Source organism: Pseudomonas anatoliensis, from assembly GCF_017976235.1.
Classification (GTDB): Bacteria; Pseudomonadota; Gammaproteobacteria; order Pseudomonadales; family Pseudomonadaceae; genus Aquipseudomonas; species Aquipseudomonas anatoliensis.
Genome location: NZ_JACVHC010000003.1, coordinates 606997 through 631768, shown reverse-complemented (window position 1 = coordinate 631768; position 24772 = coordinate 606997). Strand labels below are relative to the sequence as shown.

At 58.6% G+C, this 24772-nt stretch carries 20 protein-coding genes; 12 read left to right on the top strand and 8 right to left on the bottom strand.

All coding sequences use genetic code 11. The annotated features are described in order from the left end of the window. Positions 1–62: 62 nt before the first annotated feature. The 8 genes from ICA16_RS12430 to ICA16_RS12395 all read left to right on the top strand — a co-directional run bounded on the left by ICA16_RS12430 (position 63) and on the right by ICA16_RS12395 (position 10905). On the top strand, positions 63–1361 hold the full coding sequence (locus ICA16_RS12430) for an MFS transporter (RefSeq protein ID WP_150603587.1): 1299 nt from the start codon (positions 63–65) through the stop codon (positions 1359–1361). 233 nt (positions 1362–1594) lie between these two features. After that, the gene (locus ICA16_RS12425; protein ID WP_042561820.1) at positions 1595–2593 is read left to right on the top strand and encodes a phosphate ABC transporter substrate-binding protein PstS; all 999 of its coding nucleotides are present in this window, start codon (positions 1595–1597) and stop codon (positions 2591–2593) included. 523 nt (positions 2594–3116) lie between these two features. Further along, entirely contained in the window at positions 3117–5150 is a 2034-nt protein-coding gene (locus ICA16_RS12420) for an ABC transporter permease subunit (protein ID WP_210700803.1), read from the top strand. A 16-nt stretch (positions 5151–5166) separates the two neighbouring features. Next, the gene (pstA, locus tag ICA16_RS12415; protein WP_150603585.1) at positions 5167–6837 is read left to right on the top strand and encodes a phosphate ABC transporter permease PstA; all 1671 of its coding nucleotides are present in this window, start codon (positions 5167–5169) and stop codon (positions 6835–6837) included. 183 nt (positions 6838–7020) lie between these two features. After that, on the top strand, positions 7021–7854 hold the full coding sequence (pstB, locus tag ICA16_RS12410) for a phosphate ABC transporter ATP-binding protein PstB (protein ID WP_093429626.1): 834 nt from the start codon (positions 7021–7023) through the stop codon (positions 7852–7854). A 71-nt stretch (positions 7855–7925) separates the two neighbouring features. Beyond that, a complete protein-coding gene (gene phoU, locus ICA16_RS12405) occupies positions 7926–8687 on the top strand; it encodes a phosphate signaling complex protein PhoU (RefSeq protein ID WP_042561816.1) in 762 nt (253 codons plus the stop codon). Between the two features lie 176 nt (positions 8688–8863). Then, on the top strand, positions 8864–9823 hold the full coding sequence (locus tag ICA16_RS12400; protein WP_210700702.1) for a response regulator: 960 nt from the start codon (positions 8864–8866) through the stop codon (positions 9821–9823). A gap of 185 nt (positions 9824–10008) precedes the next feature. Continuing rightward, positions 10009–10905: a peptidoglycan DD-metalloendopeptidase family protein gene (locus ICA16_RS12395; protein ID WP_210553329.1), complete on the top strand. Its 897-nt coding sequence runs from the start codon at positions 10009–10011 to the stop codon at positions 10903–10905. A 187-nt stretch (positions 10906–11092) separates the two neighbouring features. Here the strand turns inward: ICA16_RS12395 and ICA16_RS12390 are convergent, their stop codons facing one another. The 3 genes from ICA16_RS12390 to phoB all read right to left on the bottom strand — a co-directional run bounded on the left by ICA16_RS12390 (position 11093) and on the right by phoB (position 14669). After that, the gene (locus tag ICA16_RS12390) at positions 11093–12433 is read right to left on the bottom strand and encodes a hemolysin family protein (RefSeq protein ID WP_150593411.1); all 1341 of its coding nucleotides are present in this window, start codon (positions 12431–12433) and stop codon (positions 11093–11095) included. Positions 12434–12555: 122 nt separating this feature from the next. After that, complete coding sequence (gene phoR / locus ICA16_RS12385; protein ID WP_215731844.1) at positions 12556–13842, bottom strand: phosphate regulon sensor histidine kinase PhoR; 1287 nt, start codon at positions 13840–13842, stop codon at positions 12556–12558. Between the two features lie 137 nt (positions 13843–13979). After that, entirely contained in the window at positions 13980–14669 is a 690-nt protein-coding gene (gene phoB, locus ICA16_RS12380) for a phosphate regulon transcriptional regulator PhoB (protein WP_007896474.1), read from the bottom strand. Between the two features lie 151 nt (positions 14670–14820). On the opposite strand from phoB, the gene ICA16_RS12375 reads away from it, so the two are divergent. Then, a complete protein-coding gene (locus ICA16_RS12375) occupies positions 14821–15204 on the top strand; it encodes a COG4315 family predicted lipoprotein (protein ID WP_150604672.1) in 384 nt (127 codons plus the stop codon). Positions 15205–15315: 111 nt separating this feature from the next. On the opposite strand, the gene ubiA is transcribed toward ICA16_RS12375, so the two are convergent. After that, positions 15316–16206, bottom strand: coding sequence for a 4-hydroxybenzoate octaprenyltransferase (gene ubiA / locus ICA16_RS12370; RefSeq protein ID WP_210623216.1), 891 nt, complete (start codon positions 16204–16206; stop codon positions 15316–15318). Then, a complete protein-coding gene (locus ICA16_RS12365; RefSeq protein ID WP_210553332.1) occupies positions 16206–16766 on the bottom strand; it encodes a chorismate--pyruvate lyase family protein in 561 nt (186 codons plus the stop codon). Before ICA16_RS12365 ends, ubiA begins: the two co-directional genes overlap by 1 nt. Positions 16767–16966: 200 nt before the next feature. Here ICA16_RS12365 and ICA16_RS12360 point away from each other — a divergent pair, with 200 nt between their 5' ends. The 3 genes from ICA16_RS12360 to ICA16_RS12350 all read left to right on the top strand — a co-directional run bounded on the left by ICA16_RS12360 (position 16967) and on the right by ICA16_RS12350 (position 18770). Next, on the top strand, positions 16967–17134 hold the full coding sequence (locus ICA16_RS12360) for a rubredoxin (protein ID WP_007954349.1): 168 nt from the start codon (positions 16967–16969) through the stop codon (positions 17132–17134). 21 nt (positions 17135–17155) lie between these two features. Beyond that, a complete protein-coding gene (locus ICA16_RS12355) occupies positions 17156–18304 on the top strand; it encodes an NAD(P)/FAD-dependent oxidoreductase (protein ID WP_210700701.1) in 1149 nt (382 codons plus the stop codon). 190 nt (positions 18305–18494) lie between these two features. Further along, positions 18495–18770, top strand: coding sequence for an HU family DNA-binding protein (locus ICA16_RS12350; RefSeq protein WP_003213368.1), 276 nt, complete (start codon positions 18495–18497; stop codon positions 18768–18770). 94 nt (positions 18771–18864) lie between these two features. On the opposite strand, the gene ICA16_RS12345 is transcribed toward ICA16_RS12350, so the two are convergent. The 3 genes from ICA16_RS12345 to tssI all read right to left on the bottom strand — a co-directional run bounded on the left by ICA16_RS12345 (position 18865) and on the right by tssI (position 24170). Further along, a complete protein-coding gene (locus ICA16_RS12345; RefSeq protein WP_210700807.1) occupies positions 18865–19944 on the bottom strand; it encodes a hypothetical protein in 1080 nt (359 codons plus the stop codon). 208 nt (positions 19945–20152) lie between these two features. Then, the gene (locus tag ICA16_RS12340) at positions 20153–20821 is read right to left on the bottom strand and encodes a DUF2931 family protein (protein ID WP_210700700.1); all 669 of its coding nucleotides are present in this window, start codon (positions 20819–20821) and stop codon (positions 20153–20155) included. Further along, positions 20814–24170: a type VI secretion system tip protein TssI/VgrG gene (tssI, locus tag ICA16_RS12335; RefSeq protein ID WP_210700699.1), complete on the bottom strand. Its 3357-nt coding sequence runs from the start codon at positions 24168–24170 to the stop codon at positions 20814–20816. The genes ICA16_RS12340 and tssI overlap by 8 nt, the downstream gene beginning before the upstream one ends. Positions 24171–24772: the final 602 nt, after the last annotated feature.

The window sequence follows — 24772 nt, the reverse complement described above, 5'->3', positions numbered from 1 at the left end:
CTGCCCAAGCCACCGCCAGCGTTGTTGTGGCGGCAGATCCGACTATAAGAGAAGCCCTTGCCATGACCACAGCGCCTTCGAGCCTCGCGCAGCCCGAGCAACCCGCACGACCGTTGACCCGCAATGACTACAAGACTCTGTCGCTGTCCGCCCTCGGTGGCGCGCTGGAATTCTACGATTTCATCATCTTCGTATTCTTCGCCACCGTAGTCGGCAAACTGTTCTTCCCGGCCGACATGCCCGAGTGGCTGCGCATGATGCAGACCTTCGGCATCTTCGCCGCCGGTTATCTCGCGCGGCCGCTGGGCGGCATCGTCATGGCGCACTTCGGCGACCTGCTGGGGCGCAAGAAGATGTTCACCTTGAGCATCTTCATGATGGCCGTGCCGACCCTGATCATGGGTTTGCTGCCGACGTATGCGCAGATCGGCATGTGGGCGCCGATCCTTCTTCTATTGATGCGCGTGATTCAAGGCGCGGCGATCGGTGGTGAAGTGCCGGGGGCGTGGGTCTTCGTTTCCGAACATGTACCGCAAAAGCATATGGGTTACGCCTGTGGCACCCTCACCAGCGGCCTGACCGCCGGTATCCTGCTCGGCTCGCTGGTCGCCACGGCGATCAACAGCATCTATACGCCGACCGAAGTATCCGATTACGCCTGGCGGATTCCGTTCCTGCTCGGCGGCGTGTTTGGTCTGTTCTCGGTTTACCTGCGCCGCTGGCTGCACGAAACCCCGGTGTTCGCAGAGCTGCAATTGCGCAAGGCGCTGGCCGAAGAAGTGCCGCTGCGCGCGGTGCTGCGTGATCATCGCGGGGCGATTGCGATCTCGATGCTGCTGACCTGGCTGCTGTCTGCCGGCATTGTTGTGGTGATCCTGATGACCCCGACCGTGCTGCAAACGGTCTATCACTTCTCGCCAACCACGGCGCTGCAATCCAACAGCCTGGCGATTGTGTTCCTGAGCTTTGGCTGCATTATTTCCGGTGCGCTGGCCGATCGCTTTGGCGCTGGCCGCGTATTCGTGTTCGGTTGCCTGGGCCTGTTGATCAGTTCGTGGACCTTCTATCACAGCCTCGCCGATCACCCGAACTGGCTGTTCCCGCTGTATGCCCTGACCGGTTTGCTGGTCGGCACCATCGGTGCGGTACCGTACGTGATGGTCAAGGCGTTCCCGCCAGTGGTGCGTTTCAGCGGGTTGTCGTTCTCGTACAACGTGGCGTACGCAATCTTCGGAGGCCTGACGCCGATGATCGTCAGCCTGCTGCTTAAAGAAAGCCCGATGGGGCCTGCTTACTATGTGGCAGTGCTCTGCGCGATGGGGATTCTGGTTGGCGCGTGGCTCTGGAAGAAGGGGCGCTGAGTCCGACATTATCCGTAGCTGTAACGACGCCATCGCGAGCAGGCTCACTCCTACATTTGGAATGCATTTCAAGTGTAGGAGTGAGCCTGCTCGCGATTGGGGTCACTCGAATCATCTTGTAAAACCCGAATGCTGGCCTTTCATCCAATTGTCATATTTCAGCCATAGAGTGTTAACACGGCCTGCTGATACTTGGCCCCGACTTAACACACCCTATCTGCTAGGAGTAAGGCATGAAACTGAAGCGTTTGATGGCGGCAATGACTTTTGTCGCTGCTGGCGTTGCGACTGCCAACGCGGTTGCCGCTGTTGACCCTGCTATCCCGAGCTACACCAAGACCACTGGTGTGTCGGGCAACCTGTCCAGCGTCGGCTCCGATACCCTGGCCAACCTCATGACCCTCTGGGCTGAGAACTACAAAAAAGAATACCCGAACGTAAACATCCAGATTCAGGCCGCCGGTTCTTCGACCGCGCCACCTGCGCTGACTGAAGGCACCGCTAACCTGGGCCCGATGAGCCGCAAGATGAAGGACAACGAGCTGCAAGCCTTCGAAACCAAATATGGCTACAAGCCAACCGCTATCCCGGTTGCCGTGGACGCCCTGGCTGTATTCGTACACAAGGACAACCCGATCAAGGGTCTGACCATGGAGCAAGTCGACGCGATCTTCTCGTCCACTCGCCTGTGCGGTGCTAAAACCGACGTGAAAACCTGGGGCGACCTGGGTGTGACTGGCGACCTGGCGAACAAGCCGGTTCAGTTGTTCGGTCGTAACTCGGTATCGGGCACCTACGGCTACTTCAAAGAAGAAGCCTTGTGCAAAGGCGACTTCAAGCCAAACGTCAACGAACAACCTGGTTCGGCTTCGGTCGTGCAGTCGATCAGCTCCTCGCTGAACGGCGTTGGTTACTCGGGTATCGGCTACAAGACCGCAAGCGTGAAAACGGTAGCTCTGGCCAAGAAAGGCAGCACCGATTTCATCGAAGACACCGAAGAAAACGCCCTGAACGGCAAGTACCCGCTGTCGCGCTTCCTCTACGTTTACGTCAACAAAGCCCCGAACAAGCCTCTGGCCCCGCTGGAAGCCGAGTTCGTGAAACTGATTCTGTCCAAACAGGGTCAGGAAGTTGTTGTGAAAGACGGCTACATCCCGTTGCCAGCCAAGGTTGCTGCAAAAGCACTGGCTGACCTGGGTCTGCAGGAAGGCGGCGCTGTCGCCAAGAAGTAACACCTTAGGTCCGGGATAACCCCCGGACCTGCAGGAACCCTGTAGGAGCTGTCGAGTGAAACGAGGCTGCGATCTTTTGATCTGGCCTCTGATCGCAAGATCAAAAGATCGCAGCCTCGGTTCCCTCGGCAGCTCCTGCACAGGTTTCAAGCGGGTCCCAAAAGGGCTGAAACCTTTCGAATTCCTTGATCCTCCTCCAGTACCCGCTGGCGGTGGATTTGCTGCGTCACTGCATTGTCATCTTTCTGTCATACAGGATCGCTAGGGTGAGCGCATGAATGATCTGGCCAATTCCCAAATGACTACTAATCCTCCCAAGCGCATTGACTTCAATACGCCTGAGCTGCAACGCAAGCGCCGCATTCGCGCGCTCAAGGATCGCTTCACTCGCTGGTACGTCCTCGTTGGCGGCCTGGCGGTGCTGGCAGCCATTACCCTGATCTTTTTCTTCCTCGCCTATGTCGTCGCGCCGCTCTTCAAGGGTGCCGACCTGACCGCGAAAGATGCCATCACCCCGGCCTGGATGCAGGACGCCGGCAAGCCGCTGATGATTTCGCTCGAAGAGCAGAATCAGGTGGCCATGCGCGTTTCCGACAAGGGCCAGGCGCTGTTCTTCGATCTCGACAGCGGTGCTGAACTGACGCGCGTCGACCTGCCGTTGCCGGCGGGCGCAACCGTGACTTCCATTGGAGAAGACCAGCCAGGTCATCCGCTGGTGGCCGTGGGTTTGTCCAACGGTCAGGCGCTGGTGTTCCGTCACACCTATAAAGTCAGCTACCCCGACAGCAAGAAAACCATCACCCCGGCTATCGAATACCCGTACGGCAACACGCCGATCGCGTTGAACGAAAGCGGTGGTGCGCTGGAGCACGTCAGCCTCAATGCTACCGATTCGACGCTGATGCTGGTGGGTTCGACCGGCTCGCAACTCAATGTTTTGTCGCTGACCAGCGAAGAAAACATGATGACTGGCGAAGTCACCAACGAGCAGAAGCGTATTGATCTGCCGCAGATGACCGAGCCGGTGAAAAACATCTTCGTCGACCCGCGCCAGCAGTGGCTGTATGTGGTCAACGGTCGTGCTCAGGCCGACGTGTTCAGCCTGCGCGACAAGAGCCTCAACGGTCGTTACAAATTGCTCGAAAACGCTGACGCCGAAGTCACCGCAACCACGCAACTGGTTGGCGGTATCTCGCTGATCATCGGTGACTCCAAAGGTGGTCTGGCCCAGTGGTTCATGGCTCGTGACCCCGATGGCGAGCAGCGCCTGAAGCAGATTCGTACGTTCCAGATGGGCAAGGCGCCAATCATTGAGATCACCGCCGAAGAGCGCCGCAAAGGCTTCCTCGCGCTGGATGCCGACGGCAAACTCGGCGTGTTCCACAGCACCGCGCACCGTACCTTGCTGGTCGATCAGGTTGTTGAAGGCCAGGGCCTGTTCGGGCTGTCGCCACGCGCCAACCGCGTCATCGTCGAGGCCGGCGGCAAGCTGCAACCGCTGCTGCTTGATAACCCGCACCCGGAAGTGTCCTGGAGCGCGCTGTGGAGCAAGGTCTGGTACGAGAACTACGACGAGCCTAAATATGTCTGGCAATCGACTGCGGCCAACACCGATTTCGAACCGAAACTGAGCCTCTCGCCACTGACCTTCGGCACCCTGAAAGCCGCGTTCTACGCGATGCTGCTGGCTGCGCCGCTGGCCGTTGCCGCCGCGATCTACACCGCGTACTTCATGGCCCCGGGCATGCGCCGCAAGGTCAAACCGGTCATCGAACTGATGGAAGCGATGCCGACGGTGATCCTCGGTTTCTTCGCCGGTCTGTTCCTCGCCCCTTATGTGGAAGGACATTTGCCGGGCATCTTCAGCCTGTTGATGTTGCTGCCGATCGGCATTCTGGTCGCCGGGTTCACCTTCAGCCGTCTGCCTGAGTCGATCCGTCTGAGAGTTCCGGATGGCTGGGAAAGTGCGCTGCTGATTCCGGTGATCCTGTTTGTGGGCTGGCTGTCGCTGTACATGAGCCCGTTCATGGAGAACTGGTTCTTCGGCGGCGACATGCGCATGTGGATCTCCCACGATCTGGGCATCACCTACGACCAGCGCAACGCTCTGGTAGTCGGCTTGGCCATGGGTTTTGCGGTGATCCCGAACATCTACTCGATCGCCGAAGACGCCGTGTTCAGCGTGCCTCGTGGTCTGACCCTCGGTTCGCTGGCCCTCGGTGCCACGCCGTGGCAGACCATGACTCGCGTGGTGATCCTCACCGCCAGCCCGGGCATCTTCTCGGCACTGATGATCGGCATGGGCCGTGCGGTCGGTGAAACGATGATCGTGCTGATGGCCACCGGTAACACCCCGGTCATGGAAATGAACCTGTTCGAAGGCCTGCGCACCCTGGCCGCCAACGTCGCAGTGGAAATGCCCGAGTCGGAAGTCGGCGGCAGCCACTACCGCGTGCTGTTCCTCTCGGCGCTGGTGCTGCTGTTGTTCACCTTCGTCATGAACACCCTGGCAGAACTGATTCGTCAGCGTCTGCGCAAGAAATACTCGTCGCTTTAAGCAAAGGTAGAAGTCTGTGAAACAGAACTCCCTGAAAGGATGGTTCAAGAGCGGCGCCCCAGGCGTCTGGATCAGCGGTGGCGCGGTGTCCATCGCGGTCATCATGACCATTGGCCTGCTGGCGGTGATTGCCGTGCGCGGTCTGGGTCACTTCTGGCCGGCGGATCTGATCCACGCCAGCTACGACGTGCCCGGCCAGGCCCAGCACCTGGTGGTCGGCGAAGTGGTGCAGAAAGAAGAAGTGCCCCGCGCCCGTCTGAAGAGCGCCGGTTTGCCGGTGCCGGACGCTGGCCCGGAATTCATGACCCGCGAGCTGATCAAGGTCGGCAACCGTGACCTGAACGGCAACGACTTCACCTGGATCGTCGGCGAGTGGCTGACCAACCAGAAGACGCCGCCGGAGCTGATGGCGATCGAACGTCGTGAGTGGGGCAATTTCTACGGCTACCTGGTCAACGTCAAACAGGACGGCAAGGTCATCGCCGAAGGTGAAGCGGCCTGGCCTGAACTGCAAGCGCGGATCGACCGCGTCAATGGTCTGGCCGCGCAACTGAAATCGCTGGAAAAAACCGACATCGGCGCGATCAACGCAGGGCTGGAGCGCATCCGTCTGCACAGTCGCAAGCTGGAGCTTGAAGGCAAATTCGACGCCGCCGCGCAAGCCGACATGGAGTCCGAGCGTGCCGAACTCAATGCCCGCTATCAGGACATCGAAGCGCGTCTGGCTGATCTGCATGCGCAGTTCAACCGCGACGCTTTGACCGCTCGCGATGCCAACGGCAAAGAGATTCAAATCGATCTGGGCAAAGTGGTTCACGCCTACCAGCCGAACGCTATGGGCACGATGACCAAGATCGGCTTCTACTTCAGCAAGATCTGGGAATTCCTGTCGGACGACCCGCGTGAAGCGAACACCGAGGGCGGGATCTTCCCGGCGATTTTCGGCACCGTGATGATGACGCTGATCATGGCGATGATCGTGACGCCGTTCGGCGTGCTGGCAGCGGTGTACCTGCGTGAATACGCCAAGCAGAACACCCTGACGCGGATCATCCGGATCGCAGTGAACAACCTCGCGGGTGTTCCGGCAATCGTTTACGGCGTGTTTGGCCTGGGCTTCTTCGTTTACGTGTTGGGTGGTTCGGTTGACCGCTTGTTCTTCCCGGAAGCGTTGCCGGCACCGACCTTCGGTACGCCGGGTCTGCTCTGGGCTTCGCTGACGCTGGCGCTGCTGGCGGTGCCAGTGGTGATCGTTGCCACCGAAGAAGGCCTGGCGCGGATTCCTCGCACCGTGCGCGAAGGCTCGTTGGCCCTCGGCGCGACCAAGGCTGAGACCTTGTGGAAGATCGTCATCCCTATGGCCAGCCCGGCAATGATGACCGGCATGATCCTCGCGGTGGCCCGTGCCGCCGGTGAAGTAGCGCCGCTGATGCTGGTGGGTGTGGTGAAACTGGCGCCGTCGCTGCCGGTGGATGGCAACTATCCGTACCTGCACCTGGACCAGAAGATCATGCACCTGGGCTTCCACATCTATGACGTCGGCTTCCAGAGCCCGAACGTCGAAGCGGCACGACCGCTGGTGTACGCCACGGCGCTGTTGCTGGTGTTGGTGATCGCGACGTTGAACCTGTCGGCGGTGTATATCCGTAACCACCTGCGCGAAAAATACAAAGCACTGGATAGTTAATACAAATCCTGTGGGAGCTGGCTTGCCAGCGATGGCAACACCAGGGTGTAACTGGCAGACCGAGTTGCCTGCATCGCTGGCAAGCCAGCTCCCACAAGGATCGGCGCAGCCATAGATTTTGAGTAACCCATTGGCTATGCCAGTGGTTCATAGAACCGAATTTGTTAGCACAGGGGATATCCCATGCAGCACGAAACCCATACCCACGGCATCAACATGTCTGCCCTGGGCCGCGACAAGCAGAGCCTGAACCTCGAGCAGGAAACCGTTGCCATCGAAGTGCCGGGCCTGAGCCTGTACTACGGCGAGAAGCAAGCGCTGTTCGACGTCAGCATGAACATTCCGAAACAGCGCGTGACCGCGTTCATCGGCCCGTCCGGCTGCGGCAAGTCCACGCTGCTGCGCACCTTCAACCGCATGAACGATCTGGTTGACGGCTGCCGTGTCGAAGGCGCAATCAACCTGTACGGCAACAACATCTATCGCAAGGGCGAAGATGTGGCCGAACTGCGTCGTCGCGTCGGCATGGTGTTCCAGAAGCCGAACCCGTTCCCGAAAACCATCTACGAAAACGTGGTTTACGGTCTGCGCATCCAGGGCATCAACAAGAAGCGCGTCCTCGACGAAGCCGTTGAGTGGGCACTGAAAGGCGCGGCGCTGTGGGACGAAGTCAAAGATCGTCTGCACGAGTCGGCACTGGGTCTGTCCGGTGGTCAGCAGCAACGTCTGGTAATCGCGCGCACCATCGCCGTGGAGCCAGAAGTCCTGCTGCTCGACGAGCCGTGCTCGGCACTCGACCCGATCTCGACGCTGAAAGTCGAAGAGCTGATCTACGAACTGAAGTCCAAGTTCACCATCGTCATCGTGACCCACAACATGCAGCAAGCCGCGCGGGTGTCCGACTACACGGCGTTCATGTACATGGGCAAACTGGTGGAATTTGGCGATACCGATACGCTGTTCACCAATCCGGCCAAGAAGCAGACCGAAGACTACATCACCGGTCGTTACGGCTGACAGTTGCGGGTTACTCACAGAATTGACGCTGCGGCCCGCCGCACCTTACCGGACGCTCCAAGGACGCCAACATGATTAGTAAAGAAGGCCTTACCCATCACATTTCCGCGCAGTTCAATGCCGAGCTTGAGGAAGTGCGCAGCCACCTCCTGGCCATGGGCGGGCTGGTCGAGAAGCAGGTCAACGACGCGGTCACGGCATTGATCGAGGCCGACTCCGGCCTGGCTCAGCAGGTGCGCGAGATCGACGACCAGATCAACCAGATGGAACGCAACATCGACGAAGAGTGCCTGCGCATTCTGGCCCGTCGTCAGCCGGCGGCGTCCGACCTGCGTCTGATCATCAGCATCTCCAAGTCGGTGATCGACCTGGAGCGTATCGGCGACGAAGCCACCAAGATCGCCCGCCGTGCCATTCAACTGTGCGAAGAAGGCGAAGCCCCGCGCGGTTACGTCGAGGTTCGCCACATTGGCGACCAGGTGCGCAACATGGTTCGCGATGCGCTGGACGCGTTTGCCCGTTTCGACGCCGATCTGGCCTTGTCGGTGGCGCAATACGACAAAATCATCGACCGCGAGTACAAGACTGCCCTGCGTGAACTGGCGACCTACATGATGGAAGACCCGCGCTCTATCTCGCGCGTCTTGAGCATCATCTGGGTGCTGCGTTCGCTGGAGCGCATCGGCGACCACGCGCGCAATATCTCCGAGTTGGTGATCTATCTGGTGCGCGGCACCGACGTGCGCCACATGGGCCTCAAGCGCATGAAGGAAGAAGTTCAAGGCACAAGCGGCGAAACCGCTAATGTTCCGGGCGTTGCTGACGATAAGTAAGATTGCCTGAGAAAAGCGCCCGGCCCTTTGGCCGGGCGTTTTTGTTTCCGGTGCTTTTGAATCAATCGAATTAAAAAGCAGCACCCGCGAACGAAAAGTCCCGGCGTGACTGAAGAGTTTTGGCAATGTGCCATCAGCCAGCGTTATGCTTGCCGGGATTTTAATAGGGGTGTTGGATGAGCAAGATCAGTGTGTTGGTTGTGGACGACGCTTCGTTCATTCGTGACCTGGTGAAAAAGTGCCTGCGTAATTACTTCCCGGGGATCCGCACCGAGGACGCCATCAACGGCAAGAAGGCCCAGGCCATGCTGGCCCGTGAAGCTTTCGACCTGGTCCTGTGCGACTGGGAAATGCCGGAAATGTCGGGTCTGGAACTGCTGACCTGGTGCCGCGAGCAGGACAATCTCAAGACCATGCCGTTTGTCATGGTCACCAGCCGTGGCGACAAGGAAAACGTCGTGCAGGCGATCCAGGCCGGCGTTTCCGGCTACGTCAGCAAGCCGTTCACCAACGAACAACTGCTGACCAAGGTCAAGCAGGCGCTGAACAAGGTCGGCAAGCTCGACACCCTGATGAACAGCGCACCGACCAAGATGAACTCGGCGTTCGGCAATGACTCCCTGAGCGCGTTGACCGGCGGCAAGGCAGCGGTAATTGGTGGCGGGGCCCCGGCTGCGGCGGCGGTAAACCCGTTTGTCAAACCCGTCGCCGCGGCGCCTGCACCGGCGGCAGCCGCGTCGCGTGGCCTGCTCAACAGCCCACCGGTCAAGGCGCCTGTGGCTGCGTCTTCGCCTGCCAGCGGTCGCGGTCAGGGCCAATTGCGCCTGCCGAGCGGCACGCAGCAATGCGTGATCAAGGCCCTGAGCATCAAGGAAGCGCTGCTGGTGGTGAAACGCACCGACACCCTGCCGCAGATCCTCGACAGCGCTGTGCTCGACCTGGAGCAGGGAGACAACGCCGAAATCGCCCGCCTCAATGGTTATCTCCACGCCATCGTCGCGTTTGAGCAGAAACCTGACAGCGACTGGCTGCAACTGACGTTCCGCTTCGTCGACCAGGACGCGCAGAAACTCGACTACATCTCCCGCCTGATCGCCCGCGGCACGGCGCAGAAGCACTTCGTACCCGGCGCGTAAGCGGGGCGCCCCGAAAGATCGCAGCCTGCGGCAGCTCCTACAGGGATCACATTCCAATGTAGGAGCTGCCGAAGGCTGCGATCTTTTGCTTTGGGCTGTGCCAAATTTGAAACATCTCTCGACTACCCTGGTCTGTCTCACCTGCTAGGCTCTTTCCCAGGCCTTACTTCGACAGACTCTTGCCCATGCTCGCGCGCCTGCTGTTTTTCTGTGGTTTGGTCATGGCCTCCAACCTGGCTGTGGCAATGACCATCTACAAATCCACCGATGCCAACGGCGTGGTCTCGTACAGCGACCGTCCGAGCAAAGGTGCGAAGGTGTTCGTGTTTCAGGACCGAATGGTCGAGCGCCTCGAGCGCCAGGTCTACCTCGACATCAAGAAACAGAAGGGCGTCGACGTGGTGTTCGTGCGCAATGACCTGTATGCGCCGGTTGAGATAGCGCTGGCGTTTACCGGGCTGAGCAACGTGCGTGGCGCGCCGACTCAAACCATTCGCCGGGTGTTGCCGGCGCGCAGCAATACGCGGTTGGCGTTGCTCAAAGCGGTGTCCGGCGGCCAGCCATTGGTGTATTCGCCGCAGTTTCACTATTCCCTCGGCGATCCTTCAGGAGCGGCCCAGGGCTATCGTTATCCGCTGCCGTGGCGTGGTGGACCGTTCCGCTTGAGTCAGGGTGCCAACGGCCAATACAGCCACTATGGGCCGAAGAACAAATATGCAATGGACATCGCCATGCCGGTCGGCACGCCGATTATCGCGGCGCGGGCCGGCGTGGTGGTAAAGACCGAGAATTCGCAGAACGGGCGCGGCAATGATGCATCCGGCAATTTCGTGCGGGTGCTGCACGACGACGGCACGATGGGCGTGTACCTGCATCTCAAGCAAGGTTCGGTGAGTGTGCGCGAAGGGCAGCGGGTGAAAGTGGGCAGTCCGTTGGCGCTGTCGGGCAATACCGGCAACAGCAGTGGCCCGCACCTGCACTTTGTGGTGCAGCGCAACAGCGGCGCGGGGCTGGTGTCGATTCCGTATCAGTTCAACCAGCCGCTGGGGGCGTTGCCCAACTTTGCGTTGGGCAAGCAGTAGGCGCGATAGGGTGTTGAGGGTTTTTGTGGCGAGGGATTCTGTGGCGAGGGGATTTATCCCCGATGGACGGCGTAGCCGTCCCAGAACCATTCAATGCAGTCAGTAAGTACAGAGCTGCAGGGTTTGGGGCCGCTTCGCAGCCCATCGGGGATAAATCCCCTCGCCACAAGAGCCCCCCAAACTCCCATTAATCCAGCATCAACACCTTCGCCAGCACAATCTTCGGCCCTTTCATCTTCTTGATGATGATCCGCAAGCCTTCGACTTCCAGCACTTCTTCCTCTTCCGGCACCCGTTTCAGGGTTTCATAGACCAGGCCAGCGAGGGTTTCGGCTTCGATGTGGTCCAGGTCGATCCCCAGCAGGCGTTCAACCTTGAACAATGGCGTGTCGCCGCGCACCAGCAGCTTGCCCGGCTGATAGGCGAGGATGCCGCGCTCAGCCTTGCGGTGTTCGTCCTGAATATCGCCGACCAGCACTTCCAGCACGTCTTCCATGGTCAGGTAGCCGATGATGTTGCCGTCAGCCTCCTCGACCACGGCGAAGTGCGAGCCGCCCTTGCGGAACTGCTCCAGCAGCTGCGACAGCGGCATGTGCCGCGACACGCGCTCCAGCGGGCGGGTCAGTTCAGCCAGGTTGAACGACTCGGGAATGTGATCCAGCGCTGCCAGCTCCAGCAGCAGATCCTTGATGTGCAGCAGGCCGACGAACTCCTGACGCTCGCTGTCGTACACCGGATAACGGCTGAACTTGTGGCGACGGAACATCGCCAGGATTTCTTTCAGCGGCGCGTTGAATTCCAGCGTGATCAGGTCTTCGCGGGAGTTGGCCCAGTCGACCACTTCCAGTTCGCCCATCTCCACCGCCGAGGCCAAAACGCGCATGCCCTGGTCGCTGGGATCTTGGCCACGGCTGGAGTGCAGGATCAGTTTCAGTTCTTCGCGGCTGTAATGGTGTTCATGATGCGGGCCGGGTTCACCCTGGCCGGCGATACGCAGAATCGCGTTGGCGCTGGCGTTGAGCAGGTAGATCGCCGGGTACATCGCCCAGTAGAACAGGTACAGCGGCACCGCCGTCCACAGCGACAGCAGCTCGGGTTTGCGGATCGCCCACGATTTGGGCGCCAGCTCACCAACCACGATGTGCAGATACGAAATGACGAAAAACGCGGCGAAGAACGACACGCCTTTGATCACTTCAGGCGACTGCACGCCAACGCTTTCCAGCAGCGGTTCGAGAATGTGCGCAAACGCGGGCTCACCCACCCAGCCCAGACCAAGCGAGGCGAGGGTGATACCGAGCTGACACGCCGAAAGGTACGCATCGAGCTGACTGTGTACGGTGCGCAGGATGTGCCCGCGCCAGCCGTTCTTGTCAGCGATGGCCTCGACCCGGGTCGAGCGCAGTTTGACCATGGCGAATTCTGCCGCAACGAAAAAGCCGTTGAGCAAAACCAGGATCAGAGCAAAAAGGATCATGCCGAAATCGGCGAATATTGTTGCGAGGGACAAGCCAGGGGAAGGGTCCATGATGGAGTTTTGCGGGTTCCGTGTGATTCAAAAGAGATAAAAGCCGCACCTGAAAGGCAGGCACAAGTCAGCCAATGTAGCGGCTGACTTGGCGATTGCCTAGTGGCGCGTGCCGGCCGGTATCACTCGGCGGCGCTGATCGCCCGTGCGTAAGCGACCTGAGCCGGGGCGAAATGGCAGGTGAACGTGCTGCCGTGGCCGGGCACGCTGCTGATCTCCATGCGTGCGCGGTGGCGCAACAACACGTGTTTGACGATGGCCAGACCGAGCCCGGTGCCGCCGGTGTTGGAGTTGCGGCTGGAGTCGACACGGTAAAAGCGTTCGGTCAGGCGCGGCAGGTGTTTGCTGTCGATGCCGATCCCCGAATCCTGCACGCTCAGGTGTGCGCCTTGCTCGTCGCCCCACCAGCGAATGCGGATATTGCCCTCGGCCGGGGTGTACTTCACTGCGTTGAACACCAGATTGGAAAACGCGCTGCGCAGTTCCGCCTCGCTGCCCTTGAGCAACAGGCTGCTGTCGGCCTCCAGAGTGATGCGCTGGTTTTTCGAGCCGGACAATTGCTGCGCATCGCTCGTAATCGATTGCAACAGCGTGTCGATCTGAATCGGTTGGTTGTCGGACGGGTAATCGGTGGCTTCCAGCTTCGCCAGCAGCAACAAATCGTTGAGCAGCGTCTGCATGCGCCCGCCCTGTTGTTGCATCTGCTGCAGGGCACGGCTCCAGCGCGGGTTCACTTCTTCGACGTTGTCGAGCAGGGTTTCCAGATAGCCGCAGATTACCGTCAGCGGCGTGCGCAATTCGTGGGAGACGTTGGCGATGAAGTCTTTGCGCATCTGTTCCAGCTGATGAATGCGCGTGACGTCGCGCACCAGCATCAAGTGTTCGTTGTTGCCGTAGCGGGTCAGGTACAGCTGAATGCGCACGCGATCATTGGTCGGCGAGGGGATTTCCAGCGGCTCGGAATAGCTGTCTTGCTCGAAGTATTCCTTGAAGCGCGGATGGCGCACCAGATTGGTCACCGGTTGGCCGCTGTCCTGTGGGGTCTTGAGCCCGAGCAGGGTTTCGGCGGCGCGGTTCCACCATTCGAGGTTGCCATCGCTGTCGAGCATGATGACCGCGTCTTTCAGCGCAGCGGTGGACTCCTGGACCCGGTCGATCACCGCTTGCAGACGCCCGCGCACTCGTTGGTCGCGGCGCTGCAGGTGATAGATGCTGTCGAACACCTCGCCCCACAGACCGTAACCGTCGGGCGGTGCTTCATCAGGTTGGTGCAGGCGCAGCCACTCGTGCAGACGCAGCAATTGCTTGAGTGTCCAGGCCAGGTAAATACCCAGTCCCGCCGCGAGGCTCCAGCCGTAATAGCCGCTGATCAGACCGATCACCAGGCAGGCGGTGACCAGCAGCAGCATGTGGCGAATCAGGGTGCCATGCCAGTTTTGATTCACGGGGGCGTCCTTAGCCGCAGCGTCAAGTTTCAAGCTGCAAGCTACAAGTCAGAGCGGCTCGCTGTTTCTTGCCGCTTGTAGCTAGAAGCTTGCAGCTGTTTTTATGCTTTTGTGGAGAACCGGTAGCCGGTGCCGCGCACGGTTTGTACCAGATTTTCGTAAGCGTCGCCGAGGGCCTTGCGCAGTCGTCGGATGTGCACGTCGACCGTGCGCTCTTCAACATAGACGTTGCCGCCCCAGACCTGATCCAGCAACTGGCCGCGAGTGTAGGCGCGTTCCTGGTGGGTCATGAAGAATTGCAGCAGACGGTACTCGGTCGGGCCCATCTCGGCCGGTTTGCCGTCGATGGTCACGCGGTGGCTGATCGGGTCGAGCAGCAGGCCACCGACTTCGATTGGCGCTTCGCCATCGGTCGGGCCGGCGCGGCGCAGCACGGCCTTGAGGCGTGCGACCAGTTCGCGTGGGGAAAATGGTTTGGTGATGTAATCATCGGCGCCGACTTCAAGACCCTGGATCTTGTTGTCCTCTTCGCCCTTGGCGGTGAGCATGATGATCGGGATGTCCCCGGTCAGTTCATCACGCTTCAGACGTCGGGCCAACTCAATGCCGGATGTGCCGGGCAACATCCAGTCGAGCAGGATCAGGTCCGGCTTGCGGTCGACGATGATGGCGTGCGCCTGCTGCGAGTTCTCTGCCTCGAGGCAGTCATAGCCGGCCATTTCCAACGCCACGGCGATCATTTCGCGAATCGGCGCTTCGTCGTCGACGATCAGAATGCTCCTGCCAACCATGCCTTAATCCTCTTGTCATTTAACTGTCTTGCGCCGCATTAGATAACGGAATTATTGCAGTCGTGTGACAGTATTTTAGCTCGGGGGCGAATGTGCAGATCCTCAACTAAGCTTTGAGTCCGAATCCTGACAACCACAAGAGAAGGTTTCCATGACTCAAATGACTGTTTCCTTCAAGGCTTTGATCCTTGCTGCCGCCATGGCACTGCCATCGATGGTGTTCGCCGCTGACCCGGCGATGGAAAAGGACGGCATGTACACCGATCACAAAGGCATGACGCTGTACACCTTCGCCAAGGACTCCGCCGGCAAGTCCGTGTGCAATGACAAATGCGCGACGAACTGGCCGCCGTTGATGGCTGCGGCGGGCGACAAGTCGATGGGTGACTGGACTGTCATCAAACGCGACGATGGCTCGATGCAGTGGGCTTACCAAGGTATGCCGCTGTACACATTCGTGATGGACAAGAAGGCCGGTGACATGACCGGTGACGGCAAAATGGACGGCGCGTGGAAGGTCGCCAAAGCCAAGTAAACACAAATCCCCTGCAGGAGTGAGCCTGCTCGCGATAGCGATTTGTCAGTCAATATTATTTTCAACTGACACACCGCCATCGCGAGCAGGCTCACTCCTACAGGTTTGTGATCAGCGCAACGCGTAATCCAGCACGATCCCGACAAAAATCGCCAGCCCGGCCCAGTGGTTGTGCAAAAACGCCTGGAAGCAGCGCATCCGGTCCTTGTTGCGGGTGTACCAGAACTCCCAGGCGTAACAGCCGGCGGCCACCAGCAGACCGAGCTGAAACCAGATCCCCAGCTCAAATTTCGACCCGGCCAGTAACAGGCATCCCAGCGACAACGCCTGCAAGGTCAGGATGATCACCCGGTCCGCCTCGCCGAACAGAATCGCCGTGGATTTCACGCCGATTTTGAGGTCGTCATCGCGGTCGGTCATCGCGTAATAGGTGTCGTAACCCACCGTCCACAGCAGATTGGCGATCCACAGCAGCCACGCCGCCGCTGGCAACTCGCCGGTTTCTGCGGTGAATGCCATCGGCATACCCCAGGAAAACGCCGCACCCAGTACCACTTGCGGGTAATAGGTGTAGCGCTTCATGAACGGATAGGTGAAGGCCAGCGCCAGACCGCCCAGCGACAACCAGATTGTCGGGGCATTGGTGCAGAGCACCAGCAGGAAACTCACGCCCATCAGCAGCGCAAAGAACACCAGCGCCTCTTTTGAGCTGATCCTGCCGGCTGCCAGAGGCCGTTGCGCGGTGCGTTTGACGTGGCCGTCGACCTTGCGATCGGCCCAGTCATTGATCACGCAGCCACCGGCGCGGGTCAGCACCACACCGAGGACGAAAATCACCACGTTGGCCAGCGACGGCGAACCCTTGCCGGCGATCCACAACGCCCACAAGGTTGGCCACAGCAGCAGATAAATGCCGATCGGCTTGTCCATGCGCGTCAACTGAATGAAATCCCAGGCGCGCGGGTTCAAACGGTTCAGGGACTTGAGCAGGCTCTGGTACATCAGCAGTTCTCCGGATGGGCGCGGGCGGCGTCCCACAGGCTCGGCAAGAAGATTTCCGCAACCAGCACGCTCAATGCGCCACGGTCGAAACGCGAACGACGGCCCCACAACTCGGGCGCCTGGGCGGCGGGCGGCAGCCACTGCTCCGGGTAGTGACAGACTTCGATGGCGCGGCGCCGGAAGGCCTGGTCGCAAAACAGCAGTTCGCCCAGGGAGCGGCTGCCCAACTCATCCATGTGCAAACCGTCGCCCTGCAATGCACTGCGCGATGCCACGCTGCGGGCGAACACCCACGCCTGGCCATGGCCGCGCAAATACACCTCGCGCACCCAGCCTTCGCTGCCTTCTGCCAGATCCAGCGCGGCACATTCGTCGACACGCAAGGTGTCCCAGCCTTCGAAAAGCGGCGTGACGCTGAAGCCATCGTTGGACAAACGGGTCAGGCGGCGGGTCAGCGAACCTTCGTCGAACAGCCAGTCCAGGGTCGATGAATCGGGGAGGGGCGTCAGTCGGCTTTGGGGCAGCCAGAGCGGGGCGGGGGAGGAGTTTGTCTGTTGCACAATGAGTCATTATTGGCCGCAAATGAGGCGCCGAGCTTACCATGGCGGGCACCGATATTGATTGATCCGGGTCGCCGTTGCGCCGAACAGGCTTGCATCTGTCCGGCACCATCAGTACAAAACGCCCTGAGCCGGATGGCAGCGCAACACCCATCGACCATTCGCGCCGGCAAAAGCCTGAATCCTGAGGAAGTACCTGAATGAAGAAGTGGCAATGTGTGGTCTGTGGCCTGATCTATAACGAAGCCGACGGCTGGCCGGATGACGGCATCGCGCCGGGCACCCTGTGGCAAGACGTGCCGGAAGACTGGCTGTGCCCAGACTGCGGCGTTGGCAAGATGGACTTCGAAATGATCGAAATCAACTAAGAAAAACAGAGGGAACAACGCATGAGCGCACCAGTCGTCATCATCGGCACCGGGCTTGCGGGCTACAACCTGGCCCGCGAGTTTCGCAAGCTCGACAGCGAAACACCGCTGCTGCTGATTACCGCCGATGACGGTCGCTCCTACTCCAAGCCGATGCTCTCCACCGGTTTCGGCAAGAACAAGGACGCCGATGGCCTGAGCATGGCCGAGCCAGGCGCGATGGCCGAGCAGTTGAAGGCCGAGGTGCGTACGCATACGCGCATCAGCGGCATCGACGCGGGCCACAAGCGTCTGTGGATCGGCGAAGAAACCGTGGCTTATCGCGACCTGATCCTCGCCTGGGGTGCAGAAACCGTACGCGTGCCGATCGAAGGCGACGGCGGCGATTTGGTGTTCCCGATCAATGATCTCGAAGACTACGCACGGTTCCGCGCGGCAGCGGCTGGCAAGCGTCGGGTACTGGTGCTCGGTGCCGGGTTGATCGGCTGTGAGTTCGCTAACGATCTGATCCTTGGTGGCTACGAGGTGCAACTGGTTGCCCCGTGCGAGCAAGTCATGCCGATGTTGCTGCATCCAGCGGCCGCAGCAGCGGTGCAGTCCGGGCTGGAAAGCCTTGGCGCAAAATTCCACCTCGGCCCGGTGCTGACCCGTCTGCACAAGGTCGCCGACGGTCTGGAAGCGCATTTGTCCGACGGCCAGGTTATCCCCTGCGACGTAGTGGTCTCGGCCATCGGCCTGCGCCCACGGATCGATCTGGCGGCGGCTGCCGGCGTGCAGGTCAATCGCGGTGTCGTGGTTGATCGACAACTGAAAACATCCCACGCCAATATCTACGCCTTGGGCGACTGCGCCGAGGTCGATGGGCTGAATCTTTTGTACGTCATGCCCCTCATGAGTTGTGCGCGTGCGCTGGCACAAACCCTCGCAGGCAACCCGACAGCGGTGAACTACGGCCCGATGCCGATCACCGTGAAAACCCCCGTCTGCCCATTGGTGGTGTCGCCGCCACCACGGGGCAGCGAAGGGGTCTGGACCGTCGAGGGGCAGGGCGCCGACATCAAGGCCCTGTGCCACGGCGCAGACGGTCAGTTGCTGGGGTATGCCCTGACCGGTGCGGCGGTGATGGAAAAACTCGCCCTGAACAAACAGCTTCCGGCCCTGCTGGCGTAAATACCGGTCGTTCTGTCGGAATCCCCCAGCTTTTGCCCCCACAAAGGTCGCGGGGAGACTGGCGCCGCCCGTATCCGCGTGCCATTCTCACTCCCGTCTGCCGCAGCGTAGAGCCTGCGGCGCCTTGGGCGCTGTTCCAACGAGAACAGCACGGACATAACAACAAAAAACCGTCAAAGGGGCTTCACTAATGCGTAAACCAGAACTCGCCGCTGCAATTGCTGAAAAAGCAGATCTGACCAAAGAACAGGCCAACCGCGTGCTCAACGCCGTTCTCGAAGAAATCACCGGCGCTCTGCACCGCAAGGACAGCGTCACGCTGGTGGGCTTCGGCACCTTCCTGCAACGCCACCGCGGCGCCCGTACCGGCAAAAACCCGCAAACCGGCGAGCCGGTGAAAATCAAGGCCAGCAATACCGTAGCGTTCAAGCCAGGCAAATCGTTGAAAGACAGCGTTAATCCATAATTGCGGCGAGCTCCCTGAATAACGGGGAGAACCGCAATAAAAATGGGCACACCGATTGCGGTCGGGTGCCCATTTTTTGTGGCTGAAAGCCAGGTTATTGGCGGCGGAAGCAGGCTTTGCCGTTGCCAAAATTGACGGCCAAGCAGTTGGGTTCGATGGCTAATTGCAAATCTTTGAACAACACAGAAAGATCGCCGTTGGCAGGGTCAGGATAGGCTTGCCAGTCCAGCGTCGCCCATCGAGTTTCCGGCATGACGGTGAACCACTCGATTTCATCAGGAGAATTTTGTGTATGTAAGCCGATTTTCGCCAATTCTTTATTTGGGGAGAACGGCATTGTCAGCGTGTTTCGCTGCGAGTCTGTCCAAACATCCTTCAACGTCGAACCGTCTTTGAATTGCCAATGAACTTCCACTGGATGGATCGCGGGTGGTGCGACCGGATCGAAGTGATAAAACGTCAACCAATAGTTATGGTCAACTCGTTCTCGCTCTTCTGGAGCCAGATATTGGCTGGTGGTCGCCAGATCAAATCCGATTGGTTGTTCGAACGTTAAGGGCTGGTTTTTTCGTTTCTTCCAGCCAATGTTGAAGGCTCGGCTATCCCCCGCGACATCGAACCATTGATAGGTTCCACGATTATGATCTGCGCCAAAGCCAATTTTTTTCAGCGTTCTCTGGTGATCATAAGGAAACCAGAGGTCTGTTTGTTGATTCGAGCTCAAGAGCAATTGACCCGGTGGACCTGAATTGAATTCGAGACTGATCATCACGGGCTTCAGGGGCGGCGGCAGAGGTTGGTGATCGTACCGTAGCTCTAAAACGTAGCTCTCTTTAGCCAACTCATTTTTTTCTTTGTCGGCATATTCCTTGAGTTCGATCAGAGTGCTCTCGCGTGAAAGATTGTAGGAAAGCTTCTTTGCTGGTTGGGCAGCAGGCTCTTGCTCCAGCATGAGAGTGTTTTCCTCGACATACCAGTTTCCCTTGGCGACACCGCCAGCCGATCCGTAGGCGATACCAGCAGAAAAGGTGCCGTCCTTACGCAATAGCAACTCGGCGCCCATTTCCATTGCGCCCGTCAGGTAGTAATGGCCGTCCAGTGGCGAGGTGTCTGCTGATGCTTGGGTGATGGGCAGCCACATCAGTGCTGCAAAAAACAGTGTTTTCAGTTCCATGAGGTAATTACTCCTTACCAGCTTTCGTTACGTATTGGATTTTCCGATGAAAGTTTCAAATTACAGTTCAAGAAGCAACGGATAGATAACTGCGTAGTGTCTCGAGCAACCCTCTTTAGTAGCGTTTGACGTCGAAATGAAAGGGCCGACTGTGGTGAATGGTCGGTGAGCGACGGTGGGTAAATGAATCCCCGGAGATTTTGACGTCTCACCAGCTCCCATAGGGAATCCCGAACTTTTCGATGTAGGTTTTGGATACATCGGTAAGAGGTCGATGCTTACCGCTGGATTTGCCTTCATAAGGGCCTTTCGGATTGATGGTTCCCTCTACGCGGGCAATCTCGACAGCCTTCAAGCAGGGCCCTCCCAACCAGACCTTGGCGATTCCGCCGGGCGCCAGACCAATACCAATGTCATCTCGGTAATCCGAGATCCACTTGCCATCAGCCCTGCAGAAGGCTTTCTCCGGTTTGCGCATGATTTCCCGGGCTGATTCGGGAATTACAATGTAAGCCTCATAGGTTTGAGGTTCGGCCAGAGATTGCCAGCGCACGTAGATCAAACGGGGCAGATCGGCGCCGTTGACGTCGCGACCAGCGCCACTACCGGGATTGTCCGGCCAGCCTGCGGGTGTGCCCGTGTTGTTGATCGGGGTTCTTACCGAAGCAATACCGGCTCCGGCACGACGGAACACCCGTTCACGGATATCCACGACATCGGCTGTTTCAATCCAGACCTCCATGTAGTCCGGTGCGCCAAAGCCAAGGAACCATGGCTGCTTGTTATTTGCCTGGGCATTTGTCTGTGCGCAACCAGCCAGCAGCAGCCCTAAGATCAAAGCTGCGCATTTTCTGATGAGTCGAGCAAAGTTATTCATGGGGATGTACCACGCGTCGATTGTTTTTGGCTGGTCGATTGATGAATAGAATATTCATGTCGCTGCTATTCAACCCCTTGGCCGCGTTCCAATGAGCGGAAAGGTGGATGTAGCGACCACGCAGCAACTCTCGTTCTTTGACGGTAAGCCCCTCTACGGCTGTCTTTCCCAGCGCATAAGCCTCGAGCTTTTTATAAATGGGTTCCAATTCGGCAGGTAATGCAAGTTTTGGGTCATTGGGATCAATCACGTCAAGCGGCACCTCATGTCTTACCGCAAGTTCACGCATGATGCGCAGATACACCAGCGACAGCTCGCCATGTACTGGCCGCTCAATGCTGGCCGCCGCGTAAACCCGCTTTTGGGGATCCGGACTGGTTCTGCCCTTTTGTGTTGATTGAGTCACGGCTCTTTCCCAAAATGCCACGCGCAATTGACTGCCCTGGACGTCCTCTTCGATGACGCCTTTTGCATACCAGGCAAATGCTTCTTTCTCGGCAGCAACATAGGCTGCACTTCGGGTCGCGTCCTTGTCTCGGCTGATAGTGCTGGTGATCGGGTTGCTTAGCAGAAGTTTTTCCTTGGCTCTGGGCAAGTAGCCGCCGCCCAGATCCGAGTGAGCGCCGGGCAAAAACAGATCGATGTCGCCCAGGCTGTTGAGTGCAAAGTTCTCGCGATATTCATCGCGCGCAACCAAATGGACTACTTTGTTGGCGCAACCATCAGGCAGCTTTAAATCGAGTCCGGAGTTTCTGCTGTTAGCGCCGGTAAAATCGAACAGCCATGGGTTGGCGATTGCTGCAACGGTGTCAAACAGACCAATGAAATTGATGCTGATGCTCGATTGCGGGCGCCAGTCAAAGGTGCTGGAGAGTGCAGGAGAACCTGCTGGAAACGCATCTGCGAGAATACTGCGCTCGCCTTTGAGAACCTCATTTGCAAAGTGTCGAGCCGCGGCGGCACCACGACTGAAGCCGAAAATATCGAACTCGATCTTTTCTATAAGTAGATTGGGATTCTTGTCGATCAGTGAGCGCACTTGACCGATAATTTTTTCAGGGCTCTGCTCCACACGAGCTGATACGCCAGTCTCACCTCGGCCTGTCGCTTGTGCGTAAAGTGAGTCACCTGCGTCAGCTGTTGTGCCAATACCTTCGATGTACACGCGCAAAGAGGCGTTTCTCGTTTTCTCCGGCAGTGTTTCGAAGGAATGATCCGTATACAACTCATACAACCGCACAATGTTGCTCACATCATTCCCATAACTGTTATCCGGCGAACTCCCATTCCCGTCGTAACCATAAGCGGCACAATGCTTCTGAATCTCTTCGGCCGCTTCCGCCAGACTGGCATCCGGTGCGTAACAAGCGGCGACCGTCTCGCTGTTGGCCTTGTTATTCCCCGTGCCATCGAAAAACACGCCGATCCGCAAAGTAATGCCCCCCGGCGTTTCATCCTCCAGATCGACTTCTTCCTCCTCTTCTTCGAGTTCCTCCTCGATAAGTGCTTGTGTCGGTGCCGAGGCGGACACGGGCAATGCGCCCTCCAGTCCAGGCAGCAGCAAATGGCTGTCTGCGCTGTCGGCTGGCTGGCGGCCCGTTTCGATTTCGATGCTGCTGAAAATACCGCCAGCGTCGATCACGATGTGATGACCGCCCGCTTTCAGCGTGATGCTGGCGCCGGCATCCAGCACAACATTGGCGCCGGCCTTGAGATGCACTTGCTGGCCGGCTTCGACGTCGAGGATCTTGCCGACGCTCGTGTGGCTGTTGCCGTTGATGGTTTCGCGGCGTTCATTGCCGACTTCCAGCTGAATGCTGTTGCCGACCTCCTGAACCATGTCGCGCTGCGCGCGCAAATAGATCAGCTCCTGGCCGGCGCGATCTTCGATCGCCAGTTCGTTGTAGCCGCCACTGTCAGGCGAACTGTGGCTGCGCAGCACGGTTCTGGTTTTGTGCTCGGGCAAGGAGTAGGGCGGCGAAGTGACTGTGTTGGCCACGCAACCGGTGATCAGCGGTTTGTCCGGATCGCCTTCCAGAAAGGTCACCACGACTTCCATGCCAATGCGCGGAATGGCCATCGCTCCAAAATGATCCCCGGCCCAACCGGTCGCCACGCGTACCCAGCAACTGCTGCGCTCACTGTTCAGTTCGGCGCGATCCCACGGCAGCTCAATCTTCACGCGCCCTGATTCATCACAGTAGATCTCCTCGCCTTGAGGCCCGGTGACTCGCGCGGTCTGTGCTACCAGCGGTGGACGACGCACCGGCAGCGGTGGGCGGAAAACCACCTCGGCGGGAATTGCGCTGAAGCGATTGCGATAACCCTGAGTGAAGCCGTCGGCGGGTTTGACGTCACTGGTGCCCGCCTCCTCAAGCACTTGTGGCTGTCGGCCGGTGTGGGAAACGCTGAGCAATAGCCACAAGTCGTTGCACTGTTTACGCGGGTGTTCGGTCAGGTCGAAAAGATAGCCGCAGCGCAGGCTCGGCTGATCGCTTACGCCCTCGGCCAATTCATAGTCGGCGCGAAGCCGCTCCAGCGTCTGTCGAACTCGTTTTTTGGCGCGCTTCTCGTTATCCAGCAGTAACGGGTAGCGATAGTCTTCCAGCGTCGGCGTGAACTCGGCGGTGAAGCGACTTTCGAGCAGCAGGTTCGGGCGCTTCAAATCATAGTCGCGGCGAGTTACCGCGCTGGTGCGGGTGCTGGTCCGCAGACTGAGCCGGCTAACTACCGGATGCGCGGCGACCATGCCGGAATCTTGCTGATAGGGCGTGGCGCCGAGTTTGGGCAGGAACACCTGATCATCGGTAAACACCAGCAAATGGCCCTCCTCGGAGTGCTGGTGATGCCATGCAATGCCATCCTCGGCGCATAACCTCTGGATGAATTCCAGATCATTTTCCGCGTACTGAACGCAGTACTCACGAGGCTCGCAGGTGCTGACATGGAAGGTAAACGCATCGGCCTGAATGCCGTGCCCATTGAGCACCTTTGCGATGATCTGCGGCACCGTAAGACTCTGAAAAATCCGCTGATCCTGACTGAACTGCAAATAGTGCAGCGCCGGCACCAGCGTCAGCTCATAGCGAGTCAGACGTTTACCGGACTCTGCCACCATCACATCTTCGATGCGCCCGTGAATGCCTTCGCCGTTGAGGCCGAATTGTAGAAACGCGGGTTGGCTGAGCAGGCTCTCCAGATCGAAATCCGGATGCTCGCTGACCAGTTCGATCCTGACGGAGTAAAGCTGGCTGATGGCTTCGGTGCCGTTAAAGGCAAGCACCTTGAAGTCGTGCCGAATAGCGGGGATTAGCAGGGTGAATAGCGCGCAATTGCCTGCACTGAACATACGCTTGTCCTTAAGCAAGTGAGTCGATGCGCGGTGTCCGATCGTCCGTGATCGCCACGCAAAAAGAATTTGCCAAGCCAAGCTAGCAATGCAGGAAATAAATTGATGTAAGAAGTATCCCTGAGATTTGTCAGAGTATTCCGGGTGTGAAGTGGCTGGGTGGATTGACGGAAATGACTGTAGGAAAGCACTTCGATAATTATTGAGTTAGCACGGTTGTGCAGTATTTGCGGAGACGTCATGTTGCAGAAATATCAATGCCATCAAATTGATGGCACTTTTTTAGTTGACCGTTGTCGCCGGTAAATTATTAATTGAAACCAGCGAATTTTCGGAAGAGTCCTACTTCTATTTTTTTCAAGAGTTGTCATGCTCGCTGCCGTGAAACGGGACAGGCGTTCTGGTCGCTGCGGTCGAGCATGGTCGGGCCGCTCTGGATCAGGGGTTCTGAGGGGGCGGGGCAAATGCACGTAATATAAGTCGGTGTCAGGGAATCCCTTGTCATATATAGGGCGATCTCCTACAAGCCCCAATCAACAGTTCGTCTTGTTGTTTAACCAGATGCTTGCTAGTGGCCATCATAGTGATTACGATGCGCCCAC